Consider the following 22507-nt stretch of genomic DNA (forward strand, 5'->3'; position numbering starts at 1 on the left):
ATTAACTAGTATTTTCTTATTAAATACTATACACCTATTGATTTTTAACAATTTGAGCCATTAATTCAGCTTCTGCTACTAATTTCCCATTTGCAAAGGCATATCCTTGCATGTGACAAATTCCTCTTCTAATTGGCGATAATAGCTCTAATTTAAAAATTAAAGTATCACCTGGTAAAACTTTATGTTTAAACTTAACATTATCAATCTTCATAAAATAAGTAAGATAGTTTTCAGGATCTGGAACTGTGCTTAAAATTAATATTCCTCCTGTTTGCGCCATTGCCTCTACAATTAAAACGCCTGGCATTACTGGTGCTCCTGGAAAATGTCCAACGAAAAATTCTTCGTTCATCGTTACATTTTTCAATCCTACTACTTGAGTATCCGTCATACTCAAAATCCTGTCTACTAATAAAAAGGGAGGTCTATGTGGAAGCATAGACATTATTTTATGAATATCCATTAAAGGCTCTTTGTTTAAATCATAAACAGGAACATTATTACGTTGTTCATTTTTTATGATCTTAGCCATTTTTTTTGCAAATTGTGTATTTACAAAATGACCTGGTTTATTAGCTATGACTTTTCCTTTTATTTTGGTTCCTATTAAGGCTAAATCACCTACTACATCTAGCAATTTATGACGCGCCGCTTCATTTGGATAATGTAGGGTTAGATTATCTAGTACTCCATTTGGCGTAATTGAAATTTCCTCTTTACCGAAAGCAACTTTTAGCTTATCCATTGTTTCATTTGACAATTCTTTATCGACATAAACAATGGCATTATTTAGATCGCCTCCTTTTATCAGGCCGTGTTCTAAGAGTGTTTCCAATTCGTGTAAAAAGCTGAAAGTTCTACACGATGCTATTTCTGTTTTAAATTCAGCAATATTTTTCATTGAGGCATTTTGGGTTCCCAATACCTTGGTTCCAAAATCAACCATAGCGGTTACGGAATATTCCTCTGATGGAATAACTGTAATTTCACTACCTGTTGTTTGATCTAAGTAAGAAATAACTTCTTTTACGACATAAACATCTCTTTCTGCTTCTTGATCTATTAATCCTACTTTCTCAATAGCCTCTACAAAATACCTAGAAGAACCATCCATAATAGGTAATTCTGACGCGTCTAACTCAATAATTACATTATCTAAATCACATCCTACTAATGCAGCTAAAACATGTTCAGGAGTTTGAATCATAACTCCTAATTTTTCTAGATTTGTACCTCTTTGTGTATTAACAACGTAATTTGCATCTGCTTCAATAATGGGTTGTCCTTCTAAATCAACACGTATAAAAGTGAAACCATTATTTACAGGAGCAGGTTTAAAAGTCATTGTAACTTCTTTACCTGTATGTAAACCAACTCCTTTTAGTGTAATTTCTGACTGAATGGTCTTTTGTTTAACCATGACTACTACTTCTTTATATTTCTTTTTAGTTCTGTTATTTCTGAAACAATTTTTGGTAAGTTTTTAAAATGTACATAGGATTTATTAAAATCGCTATAGCCTAAAGCGGGGCTTCCTTGTACTACTTCTCCATTCTTTAAACTTCTACCAATACCTGATTGGGCTTGTATTTTTACATTATTCCCTATTGTAATATGTCCTACAATACCTACTTGTCCTCCAATCATACAATTTTCTCCAATTTTAGTAGATCCTGCTATTCCTGTTTGAGAAGCTATTACAGTATTTTTTCCAACCTCTACATTGTGAGCTATTTGAATTTGATTATCTAACTTAACTCCTTTACGTATGATCGTAGAACCCAAAGTGGCTCTATCTATAGTTGTAGCCGCACCTATATCTACATTATCTTCTATGATTACATTGCCTATTTGAGGAACCTTACTATATTCTCCATTTTCATTTGGAGCAAAACCAAAACCATCAGCACCTATGATTACTCCTGAATGAATAGTACAACTCTTTCCGATAATAGTTTCTGAATAAATTTTTGCTCCTGCAAAAATCATGGTATTATCTCCTATTATTACATTATCACCTACAAATGAGTTAGGAAATATTTTTACATTATGACCTATGGTTACATTTTCGCCAACATAGCTAAAAGCACCCAAATAAAAATTATCGCCATATTTAACACTTTTAGAAAGCACAGAAGGTTCTTCTATACCTATTTTATTGTGTTTGATTTGATTATAAAAATCTAATAATTTCGAAAAAGATTTATAAGCGTCTTCTACTTTTACCAAAGTAGTAGTTAATTCACTTTCGGGCTCAAAATTTTTATTTACGATGGTTATGGTTGCCTTTGTTTCATATATATAATTTGAATACTTGGGATTTGCTAAAAACGTTAATGATCCTTCTGTACCTTCTTCTATTTTAGATAATTTAGAGACTTCTGCATTAGGATTCCCTACTACTTCTCCTTCTAATATTCCTGCAATTTGTTCTGCTGTAAACTTCATAATTCTTGCAAAAGTATAAAATTTTACTGAAATTTTAACTTTTATTTAGTTGTTTTGGATAACACAAATAATATTTAGTTACTTGTTTTGACAAAGCCTTTAAGGACAATTGATCTGATAAAACAGCAACATCTTCTAATGTCCCATCTTTTTTTAATATTCTAATGGGCTCTGCTATTTTACTATAAGCTTGATTCTTTATTTTTCCTTTGAATACAAAATATTTTGCTTCTAAAGTGGATATGTTTTTTGATTTTGCAAAATTATCTAGTAACTGATTTATTTCCTCTGGAGAAAATTTATCTTCTCCCATTTTAATTTTTAATAGATCTCTATTAATTATAATTTTACTTAATTCGCTTAGCGTAAAATCATCATGATATTGCCAATTTTTTATAGCTCCTACTATATCGGTATCATCTAGTTTTGAAAATTCATCTAATATAGTATCATCAAATTTATCAAAATAGATCTTATTTTTAATAAAAAAATACAAGGGTTTACTACATTCTACCTCAACTCCTTTTTGGTATAATTCTTTTGCTCTTTTTAATATTTTTGTTAAAATTTCTTCTGCTACCAAATTGGTTTTATGCAAATAAACTTGCCAATACATAAGTCTACGTGCCATTAAAAATTTTTCAACTGAATAAATTCCTTTTTCTTCTATTACCAAAACGTCATCTACTACATTCATCATTTGAATCAAACGATCTGAATTTATTTTTCCTTCTTCTACTCCGCTATAAAAACTATCTCTTTTTAAATAGTCCATTCGGTCCATATCTAACTGACTAGAGATTAACTGAAGCATAAATTTTCGATGATACTCACCTTTAAAAATTTGAATTGCCAAGGTTAGCTTTCCATCAAACTCTTCATTTAGTTTATTCATAAACAAAAGAGAGATTTCTTCATGATGAACATTTTCTACTATACTATGTTCCATAGCATGCGAAAAGGGTCCATGTCCTATATCGTGTAATAATATGGCTGTATACAAAGCATTTTCTTCTTCTTCGGATATTATAACACTTTTAAATCGAAGTACACTAACTGTTTTTTGCATTATATGCAAACATCCTAATGCGTGATGAAAACGTGTATGATGGGCTCCTGGATAAACTAAATAAGACATCCCCATTTGGGTTATCCTTCTTAAACGCTGAAAATAAGGATGTTGTATTAAATCGTAAATAAAGGGATTGGGGATGGTTATAAAACCATATATAGGATCATTAAATATTTTAAGTTTGTTTGTATTGTTCACAAATGTAAATTTAGTCTAACAAAGATAAAAAAACCTGACAATTCAGAAAAATTATCAGGTTTTAATTACAAATCAACAACTTTGAATTACCAAATTACTATTCGGTCTTTTTTAGGTATAAACATTTTACTTCCTTCTTTTATTTTAAAAGTTTCATAAAATACATCTATATTACTTAAAGGCCCGTTAATTCTATAACGTGCTGGTGAATGTACATCTTCTATTAATTGTTGTGCTAATGCTTCTGGTTTAACATTTACCATCCAAGCATATCCATAAGCTAAGAAGAAACGTTCATTAGGATTTAAACCTGCTATTTTTTGTTTTTTCTTAAATTGCACTGTTTTTTTAAATGCTTCATACCCCATAACGACACCTCCTAAATCAGCAATATTTTCTCCTTGGGTTGCATTTCCATTTACAAACTTACCAGGCAATGCTTCATATTTATTATATTGTTGTACAATGGCTTTTGTTTTTGTTTTAAATTTCTTTAAATCTTCAGGGGTCCACCAATTATTTAAATTCCCTTTTTCATCATATTGACTTCCTTGATCATCAAAACCATGTGTAATTTCATGCCCAAAAGTTGACCCTCCTATAATACCGTATAATACTGCATCATCAGGCATACGATTTTCAAATCCAGGAACGATTATATTACAAGCAGGCACACATATTTCATTATTACTTGGATTATAATAGGCATTATATGTTTGCGGATACATTCCCCATTCTGTACGATCTACAGCTTTATCGTTTTTAGATATCATTTCATTATAATTCCACTTGTTAACAGCCATCACATTAGCTAAATAATGTTTTTTATCAATCATAATAGAAGTTAAGTTTTTCCATTTATCTGGATAACCTACTTTCATTACTATATTAGATAATTTAAAGAGTGCTTTTTTCTTTGTTTCAGAACTCATCCAATCTAACTTTTTAATTCGCTCAGCATACACTTCTCGAATAGCATTTCCTATTTCTAATAATTTTTCTTTTGTTCCTTTTGGCAAATATTCTTTTACATATACTTGACCAATCAGTTCTCCAAGTGATTGATCTGTTTTTTCTATCACTCGTTTCCATCTTGGTTTTTGTTCTTTAACACCACTCATAACGGTCGAATAGAAATAAAAATGTTCTTTTTCAAAATTATTACTCAAATAGGCCGCATACGAATTAACTAAATTCCATTTTAGATATATTTTCCAATCTTCAATTGTATAGTTTTTTACAACACGGTCTAGTGCCTGATAAAATTCTGGTTGTCCAACAATAACTGAATCTATTTTTTTAATTTTTAGTTGTTCTAATACTTGATCCCAAATTATATTGGGTGTTAATTTTTTAAATTTAGCTAAAGTCATTTTATTGTAATTTGCTATAGGATCTCTAAGCGCTTCTAGCTTTCTTGAATTTTTAGCTAATTCTAATTCTAACCTCATAATTCTTTGGGCATTATTGGAAGCTGTTTTCGTATCGCCCATCAGACGAAACATCTTTTCTAAATGTTGTAAATAGGCTAAACGTATTCTTATGGTTTCTTTGTCATTATTAAAATAATAATCTCTATTCCCCATACCCAAACCTCCTTGACTAAAACACAAGGCATATTTAGCACTGTTTTTATCATCTTGAGCAATATAAAAACTAAAAGCTGGATCTGATCCAATAGTATGCATGTAAGCTATTTGCTTTAACAAAGAAGATAAATCTTTTATTTCATTTATCTTATCTAATTCTTTTTGTAACGGATTAATGCCTAACTTATTTATTGTTAAAGTATCCATTCCTGAAGTATAAAAATCACCTATTTTTTGTTTATTACTTCCTTTATCAGCATTTTCTTTTGCTGATTTTTCACAAATTTGTCTAATTTGTCCATTAATTGTATCTTGAATGGTTCTAAAAATACCATTGCTTCTTTCGGATGCTGGAATTGGGTTTTTCTGAAACCAGCCGCCATTAGCATATTCAAAAAAATCATTTGACAAATTAGCTTTGGCATCTTTATTGGTAACTAAAATATCGGGGGTATTTAAATCTACTTCTTTTTTGCAACTTTCTGTAAAAACAGTAATACCTAATAGTAAAATGGATAGTTTATGGATTTTCATTTATTCCTCTATTTTTTAAAGTTCAAATATATCTTAAATGTAAAAAAATTACTATAATTTATACTATTTTTAAGAAACCATAGTTTTTAAAATAGTAAATTGCGTGTATTCTACAGTTAAAAAATCAAATAAAAATTACCTAATACTAAAATATAAACCATGAAAATACTTTGGGTTGATGACGAAATAGACTTACTAAAACCTCATATTTTATTTTTAGAAAAGAAAAATTATGAAGTTACTACTTGTAATAACGGACGGGATGCTTTGGATCTTTTTCAGGAGGAAAATTTTGATATTATTTTTTTAGATGAAAACATGCCTGGTATGACTGGACTTGAAGTTCTTGCTGAAATGAAAGAAAAGAAACAAGCTATTCCTATTATAATGATCACAAAAAGCGAAGAAGAATATTTGATGGAAGAAGCTATTGGTGCTAAAATTGCGGATTACTTGATTAAACCTGTTAATCCAAATCAAATACTTTTAAGTTTAAAAAAGAACCTCGATCATTCTCGTTTAGTATCTGAAAAAACAACATTGGACTATCAGAAAGAATTTCGAAAAATAGCAATGGATATGGCTATGGTAAATAGCTATGAGGAATGGGTAGATTTATATAAAAAACTTATGTTTTGGGAAATGGAACTAGAAACTATAGATGATCAGAATATGTTTCAAATTCTAGAATCTCAAAAGGTAGAAGCGAACTCTCAATTTGGCAAATTTATTGAAAAAAATTATGAGGATTGGTTTACACAATCTCAAGATCGTCCCGTATTATCTCATGAAGTATTCCGGAAATTAGTCGTTCCAGAATTAAGAAAAGACGAAAATATACTTTTTGTTGTAATCGACAATTTGCGTTATGATCAATGGAAAGCTTTTGAAACTGTATTAGGAAATCATTATAAATTAGAAGCTGAAACTCCATATTTTGCTCTACTTCCAACAGCAACCCAATATGCTCGAAATGCTCTTTTTTCAGGTTTATTACCCCTAGAAATGGAAAAAATGTACCCTCAATATTGGAAAAACGATGTAGACGAAGGGGGTAAAAACCTATATGAAGCAGAGTTTTTATCTGAACAACTCAAACGACTTCGATTAAATATTTCACATGAATATTTTAAAGTTACAAATTTTACAAATGGGAAAAAATTAGCTGAAAATTTCAAGGGGTTAAAAGACAAAAAATTAGTTGCTGTTGTTTATAATTTTGTTGATATGCTTTCGCATGCTAAAACCGATATGGATGTAGTAAAGGAGTTAGCTTCTGATGATAAAGCATACCGTTCTTTAACATTAAGTTGGTTTAAAAATTCGCCCCTTTTAGAAATCATTCAACAAGCACAACGCTTAGGATTTAAACTAATACTAACAACAGATCACGGGACTATTAATGTAAAAAATCCTTCGCAAGTCATTGGCGATAAAAACACTAGTTTAAACTTACGTTATAAAACAGGAAGAAGTCTTACTTTTGAATCGAAAGATGTTTTTGCTATTAAGGATCCTAAAAAAATAGGTTTACCTGCCATTAATATGACCAGTTCTTTTATTTTTGCAAAAAACGATCATTTTTTAGCTTATATAAACAATTACAATCACTATGCCAGTTACTACAAAAACACTTATCAGCACGGAGGTATTTCTTTAGAAGAAATGATTGTTCCTTTCTTAGTATTTAGTCCTAAAAAATAGTTTTTTTAAGATCGAATTCGGTAACCAAAATAGACAGCCTGATATGTTTCATTAATTTCAATTCATATCAGGTTTTTTTATCACTCTATATTCAAATAGGATTACTCTATCACACGTATTTCTTACATCATTTTATAACAAAAAACCGATAATTTATATTTCTCCATACAAAATGGCAGTTTAGAAGTAATAACAGGGAGCTTCTTATTTATTTTTGATTAGATTTTATTTATTTTTGCTACCCTGAAAAATTGAAAACATTAACGATGAAGTTAGAATATTTTTTACAAGACATTGAAGAAATCGCTAACCAAGTTTTAGCTACCAATCCTGAAAAGGTTATCTTATTTAATGGCGAAATGGGAGCAGGAAAAACAACTTTTATCAAAACTTTATGTAAAGTTTTAGGTGTCAAGGAAGCAACTAGCAGTCCCACTTTCAGCTTGGTTAATGAATACGAAACTGAAAATAATGAAACAATATATCATTTTGATGTATATCGTCTAAAATCACAAGCTGAAGCATTGGATATGGGAATAGAAGAATATCTTTACTCTGGTAATTGGTGCTTTATAGAATGGGCTGAAAAAATACCTGATTTAATCCCTGAAAAACACACAATTATTACTATTTCTGTTTTAGAGAATGAAAAAAGAACACTTGAATTAAATTCTTCTTTTTTATAAAGGCAAATTCTAATATTCTTTTTTTATCAAACAATATTTATTGTAGCTTGTATTGTTAACCAAAGTAAACACCATTAAAAATGTAAATTTCATTCTAAGAAAGCCTTTCTTTTTGTCTTTAAAAATTAAAGAAAGTAACTTTTTTCAGTCTATTACCTTATGTTAATGACTAAAATAGAACAGTGGCTGCCTGAAAGTCAAAACTCAACATCTAGTGTATCACCTCAACGACAGTAGGACCTAAACATTTTTTATAACAAGATAAACAACACATTATCAGTATATATAATTTTTCCCTTGAATCAAAAAATGTCAAGATTACGACCTTTCAAAGCAATCTCTTTCAGTTTACACCTTTTTACAAACTACATTATAAGATAGCGGAATAAAACAATTTACACTTTTTTGTAACTTTAAAAATAAAACCAAAGGGAACTTTGTTCCCATCAAGTTTTTTTGTAATTTGTGACTCTATAATACATCATCATGGTCATTACTCCTTTTAGCAAAAAAGAGTTACTTCCTCAAGAAGAAAAATTGGAAGTTACTAAACACAAAAGCGAACTCTTTATTGGTATTCCTAAAGAAACTGCTTTTCAAGAGCGTCGTATTTGCTTAACACCTGATGCAGTCAATTCAATCGTTAATCATGGTCATAGAGTACTCATTGAAGCAGGAGCTGGAAAAAACGCCAGCTATACAGACAAAGATTACAGTGATGCGGGGGCTGAAATCACCAATGACACTAAAAAAGTTTTTTCTTGCCCAATGATTCTAAAAGTAGAACCTCCTACACAGGAAGAAATTGAAATGATGAAATCTCAAACTATTCTTATTTCAGCATTACAGATAAAGACTCGTAAAAAAGAATATTTTGAATCTCTTAAAAAAAAGAAAATAACAGCACTTGCTTTTGAATATTTAAAGGATGATGATAATTCATTCCCTGCTGTTAAATCTTTAAGCGAAATTGCTGGAACTGCTTCAGTATTAATAGCAGCAGAACTCATGACCTGTAACAAGGGAGGTAATGGATTACTTTTTGGTAATATAACAGGTGTAAAGCCTACCGAAGTCATCATATTAGGAGCTGGCACAGTAGCCGAATACGCAGTTAAAACTGCGCTAGGATTGGGTGCTTCTGTAAAAGTATTTGATAATTCTATTACAAAACTAAGACGATTACAAAATAATTTACAACAACGTATCTTCACTTCAACTATACAAAATAAAACATTACTCAAATCACTAAGACGATGTGATGTGGCTATAGGTGCAATGCGTGGTAAACACAGAACTCCTGTTGTAGTAAGTGAAGATATGGTTAGCCACATGAAAAAAGGCTCTGTCATAGTAGATGTCAGTATAGACACTGGAGGTTGCTTCGAAACTTCAGAAATTACCACACATGAAAACCCAACTTTTGTAAAACATGGCGTAACACATTACTGTGTTCCCAATATACCTTCTCGTTATGCCAAAACAGCATCTTTTTCTATTAGTAATATTATAACTCCTTATCTTCTACAAATAGCGGATGATGGTGGAATAGAAAGTGCTATACGCTGTGATGCTGGATTAAAAAATGGCATTTATTTTTATCATGGTATTTTAAGCAATAAAACGATAGGTGAATGGTTCAATCTAACTTACAGAGATATTAATCTGATCGTTTTTTAATTCATAAGTTTTATTACTTTTGTACAAAAAAATTAAATGAGTACATTTACATATCGCTTAGCCTATTATTTGTTTGGTGTTTTAGGAGGTAGCATTGTTTTATTTTTTGTTTTAAATCAAAAAAAAACAAGCTGTAGTTACTTTCCAAATGATCGAGTTCTAAACAATTTACGTTCAAAACCTTTTCATTATTCAAAAGAAGCTTCAAAAATTCTAACCGAAAAATGGATTGATACTACGGATATTAAAAACACTCTAACTTATGGTGATGTAGATTTTGACAGAAGTAATATTAAGACCCAATCTGGAGGCAAACGCTATATTATTGAAGGATTTACTACAAAAAAACAACCCATTGAATTAGAAGTGGAAAATTTTGAAGACAAAGCCATCTTAAAAAACATTATTAAAACTACCAAATGAGATATAAAAAATGGTAGAGAGATTAAAGTATACATTATATAACTTCGTTTCTATTTTAAACTTAAAATAGCATTTTCTTTTTCCGAAGGTAAACACTTAAATATTCTATACTTTAATACAAAATATTTTCAAGACAAGTAGTCAGATATTCAAAAGGAAACAATAGCGTTTCTTATTTATTTTTACTTCTTGAAATAAATACCTATAAAATATCATTCAAAAAAATATTAAACCCCATTTTTAGAGTAAATTTCTTAAAAATGGGGTTGAAATTTAGAAGTAATCCCATTTTAGTTCTTAAATTACCTAAATCAAAACTCACCATCTTGTCCTTTTTTATCATACCATTGATAATACAACTTCTCCCTTTGATCAAAGTAACAAGTAACATATTAGATTAGGGCTTTTATTCTACATGCACAAGAAAGAATTTACGTGTCTTTTTATTTTCTTTGTCTTTTGCTCTTTATCACAAAATCTAATACGCAATCTGGGGTTAATCTATTTTTTTTTCTAATACAAAATCATCCATAACATAGTTATTTCCTATTGGTATTACTTCATCTGCAATCACTTGAAATCCTATTTTTTTATAGAAATGAAGTGCATTGTTATACTTATTAACATTTAAAAAAAGGTGTAAATTATTAGCTTCTTGTGCTCTTTTTATTATTTCATTTAACAAAAATCGTCCTAATCCTCTTCCTTGCAAATTCGGAAGTATATAAATTTTATGCAACTTTGTTTTTTTAATTTTAGAATTTATTTCATAGGAAGCAAATCCTATAAATTGATCCTTTTCTTCTAGTAATAAAAAATTTTGTTTTTTCATTTGTTTTAGTAGAGCCTCTTCATTATAAAACAAATTCAACATATATTCTATCTGTTCTACACTTAAAATTTCTTTATAAGTATCAGGCCAAATAGTATACGCTAATTTCTTTATTACACTAATTTCTTCCTTCTTTACCTCAATAATTTTCATCTTTATTTTTCTAAATATCCACAAAAAAAGAGGCTGTCCAAAAAGTAGTGGCTTATTTCTAGATTATCACTGCAACTATAGGAGGATGATATTGATTTACTTTATTTTTTTACTTCGTATTCAAGTCCCCTTTTAATTAAAATAAAAATACGCTTTTTGGACATCTTCTTATTTTTAAAATTCGATTACGCATTAAATAGGCAAACAAATTTATTACCGATTAATGACATTGAATTAAAAAAGTGTTTTATCTTTTATTTTCCTAAAAATTTTGTACGATTAAAAATATTCGCATAACGAAATCAAACAAACTTGAAAATGCTGTCTTATATAGCAGTATAAATTAAGTTTTTTGTTGTTTTTTAATTAAACACAATCTCTTTTCTAAAATATTCTTATTTTTTTTCCATTTTAAATTCTCGCGCTAAAAGTGTATTTTTCAATAGCATAGCAATTGTCATAGGGCCAACTCCTCCAGGAACGGGGGTTATATAGGAGACTTTTTTAGAAACATTTTCAAAATCTACATCTCCTTTAATTACATATCCTTTTGGATTAGTTTCATCGGGTACTCTAGTAATTCCTACATCTATAATTACAGCATCGTCTTTAATCATTTCTGCTTTTAAGAAATTGGGTACTCCTAAAGCCGAAATAATAATATCAGCTTGCGAAGTAATTTGGTTGATGTTTTTAGTGTGACTATGAGTTAGTGTAACCGTTGAATTTCCTGGAAATCCTTTTCTTCCCATTAAAATACTCATAGGTCTTCCAACAATATGGCTACGACCAATAACTACCGTATGTTTTCCTTTAGTTTCTACATTATATCGTTCTAATAATTCTAAAATACCAAATGGTGTAGCAGGAATAAAGGTTGACATGTCTAATGCCATTTTTCCAAAGTTTTCAGGATGAAATCCATCTACATCTTTACTAGGATTAATCGCCATTAAAATTTTTTGAGTATCTATTTGCTCTGGTAATGGTAATTGAACAATGAAGCCATCTATTTCATCGTTTTCATTTAATTCTTTTATTTTTTTTAGCAACTCCGTTTCGGAGGTAGTACTTGGCATTTTTATCAAAGTAGATTCAAAACCTACCTTTTCACATGCTTTTACTTTACTTCCTACATAAGTTAAACTAGCACCATCATTTCCTACAATCAAAGCAGCTAAATGAGGTACTTTTTCTCCTTTTGCTCTGATTGCTTGAACTTGCAATGTTATTTCATTTTTAATGTCTTCAGAAACTTTTTTTCCGTCTAAAATTTGCATTACTAATCTTTTTGTGTGTTGTTTTATATCATTCTAAAATTTAAATTCAAATAAAAAAGGCGCGAAAATACGCACCTTTGTTTTTTATTTCATTCCTGGAAGTCCGCCTTTCATTCCTCCCATCATTTTCATTAATTGTTTACCTCCTGGACCTTGCATCATTTTCATCATCTTACTCATTTGATCAAACTGTTTTAGTAACTGATTTACCTCTTCAATTTTTCTACCTGATCCTTTTGCTATTCTATTTTTACGTTTTGTATCAATTAAAGAGGGTTTACTTCTTTCTGTTGGTGTCATGGAATAAATAATAGCTTCTATATGTTTGAAGGCATCGTCTTCAATTTCTACATCTTTTAAGGCTTTACTTGCTCCAGGTATCATTCCTACTAGATCTTTCATATTCCCCATTTTCTTAACCTGTTGTATTTGAGCTAAGAAATCATCAAACCCAAATTCATTTTTAGCAATCTTACGCTGTAATTTACGAGCTTCTTCTTCATCGTATTGTGCTTGAGCGCGTTCTACTAAGGACACAACGTCTCCCATCCCTAAAATACGATCTGCCATACGTTCTGGATAAAACACGTCTATAGCATCCATTTTTTCACCTGTACCAATAAACTTAATAGGTTTATTTACTACTGATTTAATTGATATAGCAGCTCCCCCACGTGTATCACCATCTAATTTAGTAAGAACAACACCATCAAAATTTAGACGATCATTAAATGCCTTTGCTGTATTTACAGCATCTTGACCAGTCATTGAATCTACCACAAACAATGTTTCGTTAGGTGTAATTGCCTTATGAACATTGGCTATCTCTGCCATCATTTCTTCATCTACTGCTAAACGTCCTGCGGTATCGACTATAACGACGCTAAAGCCATTTGATTTAGCATATTTGATAGCATTTTGCGCAATTTCAACTGCATTTTTATTTTCTGGCTCGGAATATACTTCTACTCCTATTTGCTCACCTACTACATGCAACTGATTAATTGCTGCTGGACGATAAATATCACAAGCAACTAATAATGGTTTTTTATTTTTCTTGGTTTTTAAGAAATTTGCTAATTTGCCCGAAAAGGTGGTTTTACCTGATCCTTGTAAACCAGACATTAAAATAACAGAGAAATTTCCTGACAAATTAATACCTTGAACATCACCTCCCATTAAATCAGTTAATTCGTCTTTTACAATTTTAACTAATAATTGCCCCGGCTGTAAGGTTGTTAATACATCTTGTCCTAATGCTTTTTCTTTTACTCTTGTTGTAAAATCTTTAGCAATCTTAAAGTTAACATCGGCATCAAGTAAGGCACGACGTACCTCTTTTAAGGTATCTGCAACGTTTACTTCTGTAATTTTACCGTGTCCTTTTAATATATGGAACGCCTTATCTAACTTCTCTGATAAATTATTAAACATAATTCCTTATTTTTTAGAAGTTGCAAAGATACTATAATTAGGAATTATCTAAAATTTTTAAAAATAAATTTTAGATGTTATTTTTTTATTTATTCAAATATTCTGTATAATAAACAAAAAACAGGATAAATCATTTACAATTTTAGCCTCATAAGAGCCTTTTATCATTACAAAAGGCATATAAACCCAAATTATACTTTAAAATTTTATTGTAAAATAAATTTGAATCTCAAAAAATGGGCTTTTTCTTGATGTAGTAAAAAATTCCCGTCTTTTTATATCTTCTTTATCTTTTTCATCTTCATGGGAAAACCTATTCTATAATACGGGACAAACAGTTATTCTTTTTATTTTTTATTAAATCGGATTTTGGATTAGACTCCGTTGTGAAATAATAACTTTGACTAAATTCGAATACTCACGAAAATTTAGAGGGCTAAAATGGGAATACAGGCTTTGAATTGAAAGAAAAATAAAGTGGAATAGATTTGCCAATTCAATTTGTTCGAGTCTAATATGGCATTTGAGTTTAAGTCATTTTGCTTTATAAAAAAACTGTTTGAAATGTTCAAACAGTTTTTTTATTTTTAAATAGTTTATATGATATAAACTAATTTATTTTTTTTATTCCCATATTCCATAGTGTAAATGCTTGTATATCTACATTTTCATTTATAGTAGCTGAAACTGATTTTCCTGCTCCATGTCCTGCATTTATATCTACACGTATTAAAGTAGGATTCGTTCCTGATTGTTTATCTTGAAGTTCTGCCACAAACTTAAAACTATGTGCAGGAACCACTCTATCATCATGATCTCCAGTAGTTACTAAAGTTGCGGGATATTTTACTCCTTTTTTCACATTGTGTATTGGCGAATATTTTTTAAGGTATTCAAACATTTCTTTACTATCTTCTGCTGTTCCATAATCGTATCGCCAACCTGCACCTGCTGTAAAAGTATGATAGCGTAACATATCCATCACACCAACGGCTGGTAGAGCTACTTTCATTAAATCGGGACGTTGCGTCATGGTGGCTCCTACCAACAGACCTCCATTAGATCCTCCTCGAATTGCCAAGAAATCACTAGATGTAAATTTATTTTTTATAAGGTATTCTGCTGCTGCTATAAAATCATTAAAAACATTTTGTTTTTGTAATTTAGTTCCTCCTGTATGCCATTTCTTACCATATTCTCCTCCTCCACGCAAGTTAGCTACGGCATAAATTCCACCATTTTCTAACCAAAGTGCATTTGAAACACTAAAATTAGGGGTCATACTGATGTTAAATCCTCCGTATCCATATAATATAGTTGGATTCTTACCGTTTAATTTCGTCCCTTTTTTACAGGTTATAATCATTGGTATTTTCGTTCCATCTTTAGATTTATAAAAAACTTGTTTTGATTCATACAGATCACTTTGAAAGTCTATATTCGTTTTTTGATAAATAGTTGTTTCGCCTGTTTCTGGATTTAAAGAATAAATATTATTTGGAGTATAATAATTAGAAAATGAAAAATACAATATTTTATCTTTTGGTTTTCCCACAAAACCGTTTACAGATCCTATGCCTGGCAATTTAATTGTACGTATTAAATTACCTGAAAAATCATATTGCTTTACCATAGAAACAGCATCTTGCATGTAATGTGTAAAAATATATCCAGCTCCTACAGAGGAAGCCAACACATCTGTTGTTTCTTTTATTAAATCTTTCCAATTTTCTTGTTTTGGATTTGACAAATCAACGGTAACGATTCTTTTATTAGGTGCTTTATAATCTGTTGTTATATAAAAAACGTCGTCTTTATTTTCTATTACTTCATTATCAGAGTCAAAGTTATCTACTAAGGTTACAATTGGGCTATTATTTTTTCTTAAATCTTTTATATACAATTCATTACCGTAGGTAGAATTGGCTACTGTTATAACTAAATAATGTTGATCTCTTGTTACAAACCCTCCTACATATAATCTTTTTTTATCTAAACCAAAAACTACTTGATCGTTTTTTTGTTTAGTTCCTAATTTATGATAATATAATTTATGCTGATCTGTTTTAGCTGATAATTCACTTCCTTTCGGTTTATCATAGCTAGAATAATAAAAACCTTCATTTTTATACCAGGAAACTCCACCAAATTTAACATCTATTAATTTAGTATCTATTGTTTTCTTGGTTTTTGCATCTATCGTTATTATTTCTCTCCAATCTGAACCTCCAATAGAAATTTGATAGGCAACTTTACTTCCATCTTCGGAAAAACTGATCGCGGCTAAGGATGTTGTTCCGTCTTTAGAAAATGTATTCGGATCTAAAAAGATTTCTTCTTTTCCTTGTTTGTCTTTTCTATATAAAACGGATTGATTTTGTAACCCATTATTTTTATAATAGTAGGTATAATCACCCTCTACAAATGGGGAACTAATTTTTTCATAATTCCACATTTTTTCTAACCGTTCTTTTAGTATAGAACGATAAGGAATTTGATCTAAATATTTGTAGGTGGCAGCATTTTGAGTCTTTACCCAAGCTTCTGTTTCCAAAGAGCGATCATCTTCAAGCCAACGATAAGGATCCTCTACAGATGTCCCAAAATAGGTATCAACATGTTCCTTTTTTTTTGTTTCAGGATACCCCATAGAATTCATATTTATTTTAGATTGTGCTATAGCCCCCAAACTAGTAGCTAAAATCACTGTAGTTGTTAAAACTTTCATTTTTTAATTTATTTTAAACAAAAATACATTTTCAAATGTTAGAAATACGTTAAAAAAAAGCCCTCTTCAAAAAAAGAGGGCTTTTTTATTTAAAAATAAATTGTTTTTAGATTTTAAAATTAATTCCTAACATAATATTTCTTCCCATATTTTGAATATTATTGTTTTTTAAACGTGATAAATGGGCTATGTATTTTTCATTTAAAATATTATTAGCTACAAGATTTGCACTAAAATTTAATTTAAAAAGAGATAAATTTCCTCCTAATCCAAAATTTAACAATGAATAGGAAGGGGTTGTCATTTCAAAAGTAGAAATATTATGTTGAGCAAAGTTGGTTTCATAATTAGCAAAAATATACCCTTCTTTAATTGTTTTATTTAAATTAAACTGAGCTTTTATGGCATTCACCCACTTATTTGCTGGTATTAATGGTAAAAATTCGTTATCCTTTTTTTTACCTATTACCATTTCAAAACTAGAAGTTATATGTAACCAATCTATTGGATGTGGGTGTAGATGTACTCCCATTTCTCCTCCATACAATGCGGCGTTAGCTTGTTCATAAGTATAAACATCTTTATCTTCTATGCGATTACCAGTTGGAGCTATATATATATAATTTTTTATATGATTGTAAAATCCATTAGCAAATAATTCAAGATGAGAATTTCCATATTCTAAATTGAAATCCATTTGAATATTTTGTTCATTTCTTAAGTTTTCATTTCCTTTTTCATAGCGATTACTTCCTTCATGAATCCCATTAGAAGTTAATTCTGCAAGATTAGGAGCTCTAAAACCGCTGGCTAGATTGATTCGCATAAGTAAATTATCCAACAAATTTGTTTTATAACCTAAAGAAGCATTAATACTGTTAAACTTTTTATCAATAGGTTTAAAATAAGCTTCTTCTTCTTCTCCTTCTTTTCCATGTAAAGATGTTTCTAAACTTCTTATATCAAAACGAAGTCCTGCTTGTATGGTATTTTTACTCCAACTATACATAGAAGTTGTGAGAAATCCTAAATCGTGTGTTTTGGCATTGGGAATCAAAATTTCTTCTGCTGAATTTTTATTCGTTTGGTACATTCCTTGTATACCTATAATTGTTTCTAAATGTCCTATTTTAGGAGTATAATATTTTAAATTATAATTCACTGTTTGTAGATTCATACTTAATGAAGCTATTGGCGAATTTTCAAATTCTTTTCTATTATTACTCACATATCCAACTTCTGCTTCTAATTTTGATTTTTTAAAGAACAAGATATTATTCCAACTGGCTATTTGCCCTATTACTCGTTGTTTGGGATAGTTTGTTTTTTTAGATAAACTTTGTTCTCCTAATTCTTCTGGTAGTCCTAAATCTAAGTTATTAACATTGTACCTTAATACGGATGAAAATCTAGTATTATAATAACCTAATGCCATTTTAGCATCTGTTTCATTAAAACGTGAATTGGTTACTCTTTGATCTGAACCTGTTAAATAATCGGAATGTGCATTATGAGCTCCTCGCACGGAAAACTTCCAATGTTCCGCTGAAGACTTTAATCCAAAGCCTGTGGAAATCCCTTGAGTATTAGTAAAATATTTTTGAGAAAAATCAGCGACATAAGTTCCTGATTGTGCAAATTTTTCAGGATTAAAATACAATACTCCTCCTAAAGCATCTGAACCATATAATAAAGACGCAGGTCCTTTTATTACTTCAATACTTTCGACACCACTGTCGCTCAAACCTAAGCCATGTTCTTCTCCAAATTGTTGATTTTCTAACCTTACTCCTTGTGAATATACTAAAACCCGATTACCACTTAATCCTCTGATAACAGGTTTTCCTATTGAGACTCCTGTTGACACATTTGAAATACCAGGTATTGTGGCAATACTTTCCATTAAGGTTGCACCTCCTTTTTGTTGTAAGGCTTTTAATGAACTATGTTCTACTTTCATTACATTTTGGCTCTGCGCTTTATTGAATGCAGTAGAAACGATTACTTCTTCTATATGATGTGTGTGCTCTTCTAATAAAACAACATCACAAATATTTTCTTTTTTATCTAACATCACAATCGAAGTATAAGTATCATAATTTGGATGAAAAAAAATAATCGAAAAAGAACCCGATGCTAATTTATCTATTTTAAAACTACCTGATTCATCCGTTACTACTTCTTTATGCAATTCAGGTATTGAAATAGAAACGCCTTTTATCAGTTCTTTATTTACATTGGTTACTTTACCTTTTAAGATATTTTGACTATATACAATAGCACTTAACCCTAAGAATAGGGTTGTAAAAATTTTTGTCATTTAAATTAAATTATTTTTACTATTATTATTTTAATATACAACTAATTAAATAGTAAAAATGGAGGAGCTCGAGTATTTTGTAGACTACCGTTGAAAAAACTTACTCTTTCAATATAACCAAACAAATAGGTCGTATTAGCGTTTATTGATAAAAAATCAATAACAGGTAATGCGGTATCTAGATAATCACTAAAAGAATAATGACAAGTAAAACAGTCATCGAAATCTTGATGACTATGTGAAACAACTGTATGTGAATGGTCATACCGATGTTTACAATGCGGTTTATTTAACTGCTCAATTAAGTGTTCAAATGAATGCAAAGACTGGAATGCTAATACAAATGAAAGCACTCCTAATAGTAAATAACTAACTATCTTTACCTTTTTATTCATTCAACGAAAATAAAAAACCTTTTTTAATAATGAAAAAAGAATATTTAAAAACAAGAATTTAAAATTACAAAACTTGTCCAATTTCTTTTTTTAGATATGCAAGAGCTACAGTTGTAGGTGATTCTTGATTAGCTAACTGATTAATAATAGTCTGACGCAAATTATCGGCATCTTTTATTTCTTCTTTTTTAGCCATCTTTTGAATATTATGTATAATTGTATTCTTAGCAGTTAAGATAACATTCCAGCAATTATCTGTTAAATATATTTGTTGTGTAATATTGTGTTCCAATTCTTGCTCTATGTGATCTATTAAAAAAACAGCGTAAAGCATCTTGTCTTCATTCATTGGCGCTACACGCATTAATAATTTAGTAGGATTAATACGTTCTAAGAACAAAGCCATTCTCTCGTATGCTTGCAGTTTTAAAGGTAACGATTCTTTTTGATTTTCTTTTTGTAGTAACCAGTAACGCATATTTTGTTGATCTTTAAAATAAGCTTGAAAAAAATAATAGGCAATTCCAGCCGTTACTATAGAAGGAATTGTGTAAGCCACAACATCCAATACGTTTATCGAATTCATTTTTATAAAATACTATTTGTTAATTTATGATACGAATACAAATAAACTCAAAAAAATTATTGTAATCCAATTTTAGTAGCAGTATTTTTGACCTTTTGATTTTTGGTTATGATTCAGGAAATAATAGAAAAGCTAAATGACGCACAAAGAGCACCCGTTTTACAAAAAGAAGGTGCTATGATTGTAATTGCTGGAGCTGGTTCAGGTAAGACCCGTGTACTAACAGTTCGTATTGCCAACTTAATGAGTCAAGGAGTAGATGCTTTTAATATTTTAGCCTTAACTTTTACAAATAAAGCAGCACGCGAAATGAAAATACGTATTGCAGGCATTGTAGGAAATAATGAAGCTAAAAACCTTTGGATGGGGACTTTTCACTCCATTTTTGCAAAGATTTTGCGTATAGAATCCGAAAAATTAGGATATCCATCTAATTTTACTATTTATGATTCACAAGATTCAGTTCGTTTAATAGGGCAAATCATTAAGGAAATGCAATTAGATAAGGATATTTATAAACCCAAACAAATTTTAAGTAGGATATCCCAATACAAAAACAGTCTCGTTACCGTAAAAGCTTACTTTAACAATCCCGAATTACAAGAGGCTGATGCTATGAGTAAAAAGCCTCGATTAGGCGAAATTTATCAAAATTATGTAGAACGCTGTTTTAAATCAGGTGCTATGGATTTTGACGATTTATTATTAAAAACGAATGAGCTTTTAACTCGTTTTCCTGATGTTTTAATGAAGTATCAGGATCGTTTTCGCTATATTTTAGTAGATGAGTACCAAGATACTAACCATTCTCAATACCTAATTGTTCGTGCCCTTTCTGATCGTTTTCAAAATATTTGTGTTGTTGGAGATGACGCTCAAAGTATCTATGCGTTTAGAGGAGCTAATATCAATAATATTCTAAATTTTCAAAAAGATTATGACAATGTACAAATGTATCGTTTGGAACAAAATTATCGTTCTTCAAAAAATATAGTAGAAGCAGCAAACAATGTTATTGACAACAATAAAACCAAACTAGATAAAGTAGTATGGACTGCCAATGATAATGGTCCTAAAATAAAAGTACACAGAAGTTTAACAGATGGCGAAGAAGGGCGATTTGTAGCTTCTAGCATTTTTGAAGACAAAATGCAAAATCAAAAAAAGAATAGTGATTTCGCCATTTTATATCGTACTAATGCGCAATCACGTGCCATGGAAGACGCATTACGAAAAAGAGACATTCCTTATAGAATTTATGGCGGATTATCTTTTTATCAAAGAAAAGAAATTAAGGATGTATTAGCTTATCTACGTCTCGTAGTAAATCCTAAAGATGAAGAAGCTTTAGTACGCGTTATTAATTATCCCGCACGAGGTATAGGAGATACTACCGTAGAAAAGTTAACAGTAGCTGCCAATTATTATAAACGTTCCATATTTGAAGTAATGGAACATGTTGATAAAATTGATTTGAAATTAAATTCAGGTACAAAACAACGAATAAACGATTTTGTAACCATGGTTAAAAGTTTTCAAGTGATAAACGAAAACCAAGATGCATTTTATCTAACTGAACATGTTACTAAAAAAACAGGATTAGTTCAAGAACTCAAAAAAGATGGTACTCCTGAAGGCATTGCCAGAATAGAAAATATTGAAGAATTACTAAATGGTATAAAAGACTTTATAGAAGGTCAAAAAGAAGTAGATGGCGCAAGAGGCGCTCTATCTGAGTTCTTAGAAGATGTAGCCTTAGCAACTGATTTGGATAATGATACTGGGGATGATGACCGCGTGGCCTTAATGACTATTCACTTGGCCAAAGGACTGGAGTTTCCTACTGTTTTCATTGTAGGAATGGAAGAAGACCTTTTTCCTAGTGCTATGAGTTTAAATACAAGAAGTGAACTAGAGGAAGAAAGACGACTTTTTTATGTAGCCTTAACACGAGCTGAACATCAAGCCTATTTAACCTATGCGCAATCAAGATACAGATGGGGCAAATTAGTTGATTCTGATCCCTCTCGTTTTATAGAAGAAATTCATTCACAATATCTAGAATTTTTATCTCCAGTAGAAACTAATTACCGATACAAACCCACTATTAACGCAGATATATTTGGAGAAGTAGATAAATCAAAACTACGTTTACAAAAACCCATTGCTGGCACACCTCCTAAAACAATAACAACGAATGAACCAACAGCTAACCCTTCTATCAGACGTTTAAAACCCCTATCTACTCCTATATCAGGTACAGAAGCCAATAATAATACAACTTTAGTAATTGGCAATATGGTTATACACGAACGATTTGGTAAGGGGCAAGTATTAAATATTGAAGGTGTAGGAGCTGATAAAAAAGCAGAAATACGTTTTGAAATTGGAGGTATTAAAAAATTATTATTACGTTTTGCTAAATTACAAATAATAGCATAA

The 22507-nt window shown here is 30.2% G+C and carries 16 protein-coding genes; 5 read left to right on the top strand and 11 right to left on the bottom strand.

The features are described from left to right. Window positions 1–34: 34 nt before the first annotated feature. From NAB20_RS13355 to NAB20_RS13370, 4 genes are all read right to left on the bottom strand, one after another. Window positions 35–1423, bottom strand: a complete 1389-nt coding sequence (locus NAB20_RS13355; protein WP_105196295.1) for a bifunctional UDP-3-O-[3-hydroxymyristoyl] N-acetylglucosamine deacetylase/3-hydroxyacyl-ACP dehydratase — start codon at window positions 1421–1423, stop codon at window positions 35–37. A gap of 5 nt (window positions 1424–1428) precedes the next feature. Then, window positions 1429–2451, bottom strand: a complete 1023-nt coding sequence (lpxD, locus tag NAB20_RS13360) for a UDP-3-O-(3-hydroxymyristoyl)glucosamine N-acyltransferase (protein ID WP_127822829.1) — start codon at window positions 2449–2451, stop codon at window positions 1429–1431. A gap of 34 nt (window positions 2452–2485) precedes the next feature. Further along, entirely contained in the window at window positions 2486–3721 is a 1236-nt protein-coding gene (locus NAB20_RS13365) for an HD domain-containing protein (protein ID WP_088393687.1), read from the bottom strand. 86 nt (window positions 3722–3807) lie between these two features. Then, window positions 3808–5844, bottom strand: a complete 2037-nt coding sequence (locus NAB20_RS13370; protein WP_105196293.1) for a M13 family metallopeptidase — start codon at window positions 5842–5844, stop codon at window positions 3808–3810. Between the two features lie 159 nt (window positions 5845–6003). Here NAB20_RS13370 and NAB20_RS13375 point away from each other — a divergent pair, with 159 nt between their 5' ends. The 4 genes from NAB20_RS13375 to NAB20_RS13390 all read left to right on the top strand — a co-directional run bounded on the left by NAB20_RS13375 (window position 6004) and on the right by NAB20_RS13390 (window position 10337). Next, window positions 6004–7548, top strand: a complete 1545-nt coding sequence (locus NAB20_RS13375) for a bifunctional response regulator/alkaline phosphatase family protein (protein ID WP_105196292.1) — start codon at window positions 6004–6006, stop codon at window positions 7546–7548. 266 nt (window positions 7549–7814) lie between these two features. Beyond that, window positions 7815–8234: a tRNA (adenosine(37)-N6)-threonylcarbamoyltransferase complex ATPase subunit type 1 TsaE gene (gene tsaE / locus NAB20_RS13380; protein ID WP_088394461.1), complete on the top strand. Its 420-nt coding sequence runs from the start codon at window positions 7815–7817 to the stop codon at window positions 8232–8234. A 486-nt stretch (window positions 8235–8720) separates the two neighbouring features. Continuing rightward, complete coding sequence (locus NAB20_RS13385; RefSeq protein WP_105196291.1) at window positions 8721–9914, top strand: alanine dehydrogenase; 1194 nt, start codon at window positions 8721–8723, stop codon at window positions 9912–9914. 36 nt (window positions 9915–9950) lie between these two features. After that, entirely contained in the window at window positions 9951–10337 is a 387-nt protein-coding gene (locus tag NAB20_RS13390; protein ID WP_088394457.1) for a DUF4258 domain-containing protein, read from the top strand. Window positions 10338–10833: 496 nt separating this feature from the next. Here the strand turns inward: NAB20_RS13390 and NAB20_RS13395 are convergent, their stop codons facing one another. The 7 genes from NAB20_RS13395 to NAB20_RS13425 all read right to left on the bottom strand — a co-directional run bounded on the left by NAB20_RS13395 (window position 10834) and on the right by NAB20_RS13425 (window position 20065). Beyond that, entirely contained in the window at window positions 10834–11322 is a 489-nt protein-coding gene (locus NAB20_RS13395; RefSeq protein ID WP_105196289.1) for a GNAT family N-acetyltransferase, read from the bottom strand. A gap of 395 nt (window positions 11323–11717) precedes the next feature. Continuing rightward, entirely contained in the window at window positions 11718–12602 is an 885-nt protein-coding gene (locus NAB20_RS13400; protein ID WP_375605245.1) for a bifunctional 5,10-methylenetetrahydrofolate dehydrogenase/5,10-methenyltetrahydrofolate cyclohydrolase, read from the bottom strand. An 84-nt stretch (window positions 12603–12686) separates the two neighbouring features. Beyond that, entirely contained in the window at window positions 12687–14036 is a 1350-nt protein-coding gene (ffh, locus tag NAB20_RS13405) for a signal recognition particle protein (protein WP_088394160.1), read from the bottom strand. A gap of 610 nt (window positions 14037–14646) precedes the next feature. Next, complete coding sequence (locus NAB20_RS13410) at window positions 14647–16764, bottom strand: prolyl oligopeptidase family protein (protein ID WP_375605246.1); 2118 nt, start codon at window positions 16762–16764, stop codon at window positions 14647–14649. A gap of 106 nt (window positions 16765–16870) precedes the next feature. Next, window positions 16871–19084, bottom strand: a complete 2214-nt coding sequence (locus tag NAB20_RS13415) for a TonB-dependent receptor domain-containing protein (protein ID WP_375605247.1) — start codon at window positions 19082–19084, stop codon at window positions 16871–16873. A gap of 41 nt (window positions 19085–19125) precedes the next feature. Next, window positions 19126–19479 (bottom strand): hypothetical protein, encoded by a 354-nt coding sequence (locus tag NAB20_RS13420; RefSeq protein ID WP_088394003.1) that lies wholly within the window; start codon window positions 19477–19479, stop codon window positions 19126–19128. A 64-nt stretch (window positions 19480–19543) separates the two neighbouring features. Beyond that, on the bottom strand, window positions 19544–20065 hold the full coding sequence (locus NAB20_RS13425) for a hypothetical protein (RefSeq protein ID WP_088394005.1): 522 nt from the start codon (window positions 20063–20065) through the stop codon (window positions 19544–19546). Between the two features lie 108 nt (window positions 20066–20173). Here NAB20_RS13425 and NAB20_RS13430 point away from each other — a divergent pair, with 108 nt between their 5' ends. Next, the gene (locus tag NAB20_RS13430; protein WP_374226314.1) at window positions 20174–22507 is read left to right on the top strand and encodes an ATP-dependent helicase; all 2334 of its coding nucleotides are present in this window, start codon (window positions 20174–20176) and stop codon (window positions 22505–22507) included.

It is taken from the genome of Flavobacterium davisii, assembly GCF_042182265.1.
Lineage (GTDB): Bacteria > Bacteroidota > Bacteroidia > Flavobacteriales > Flavobacteriaceae > Flavobacterium > Flavobacterium davisii.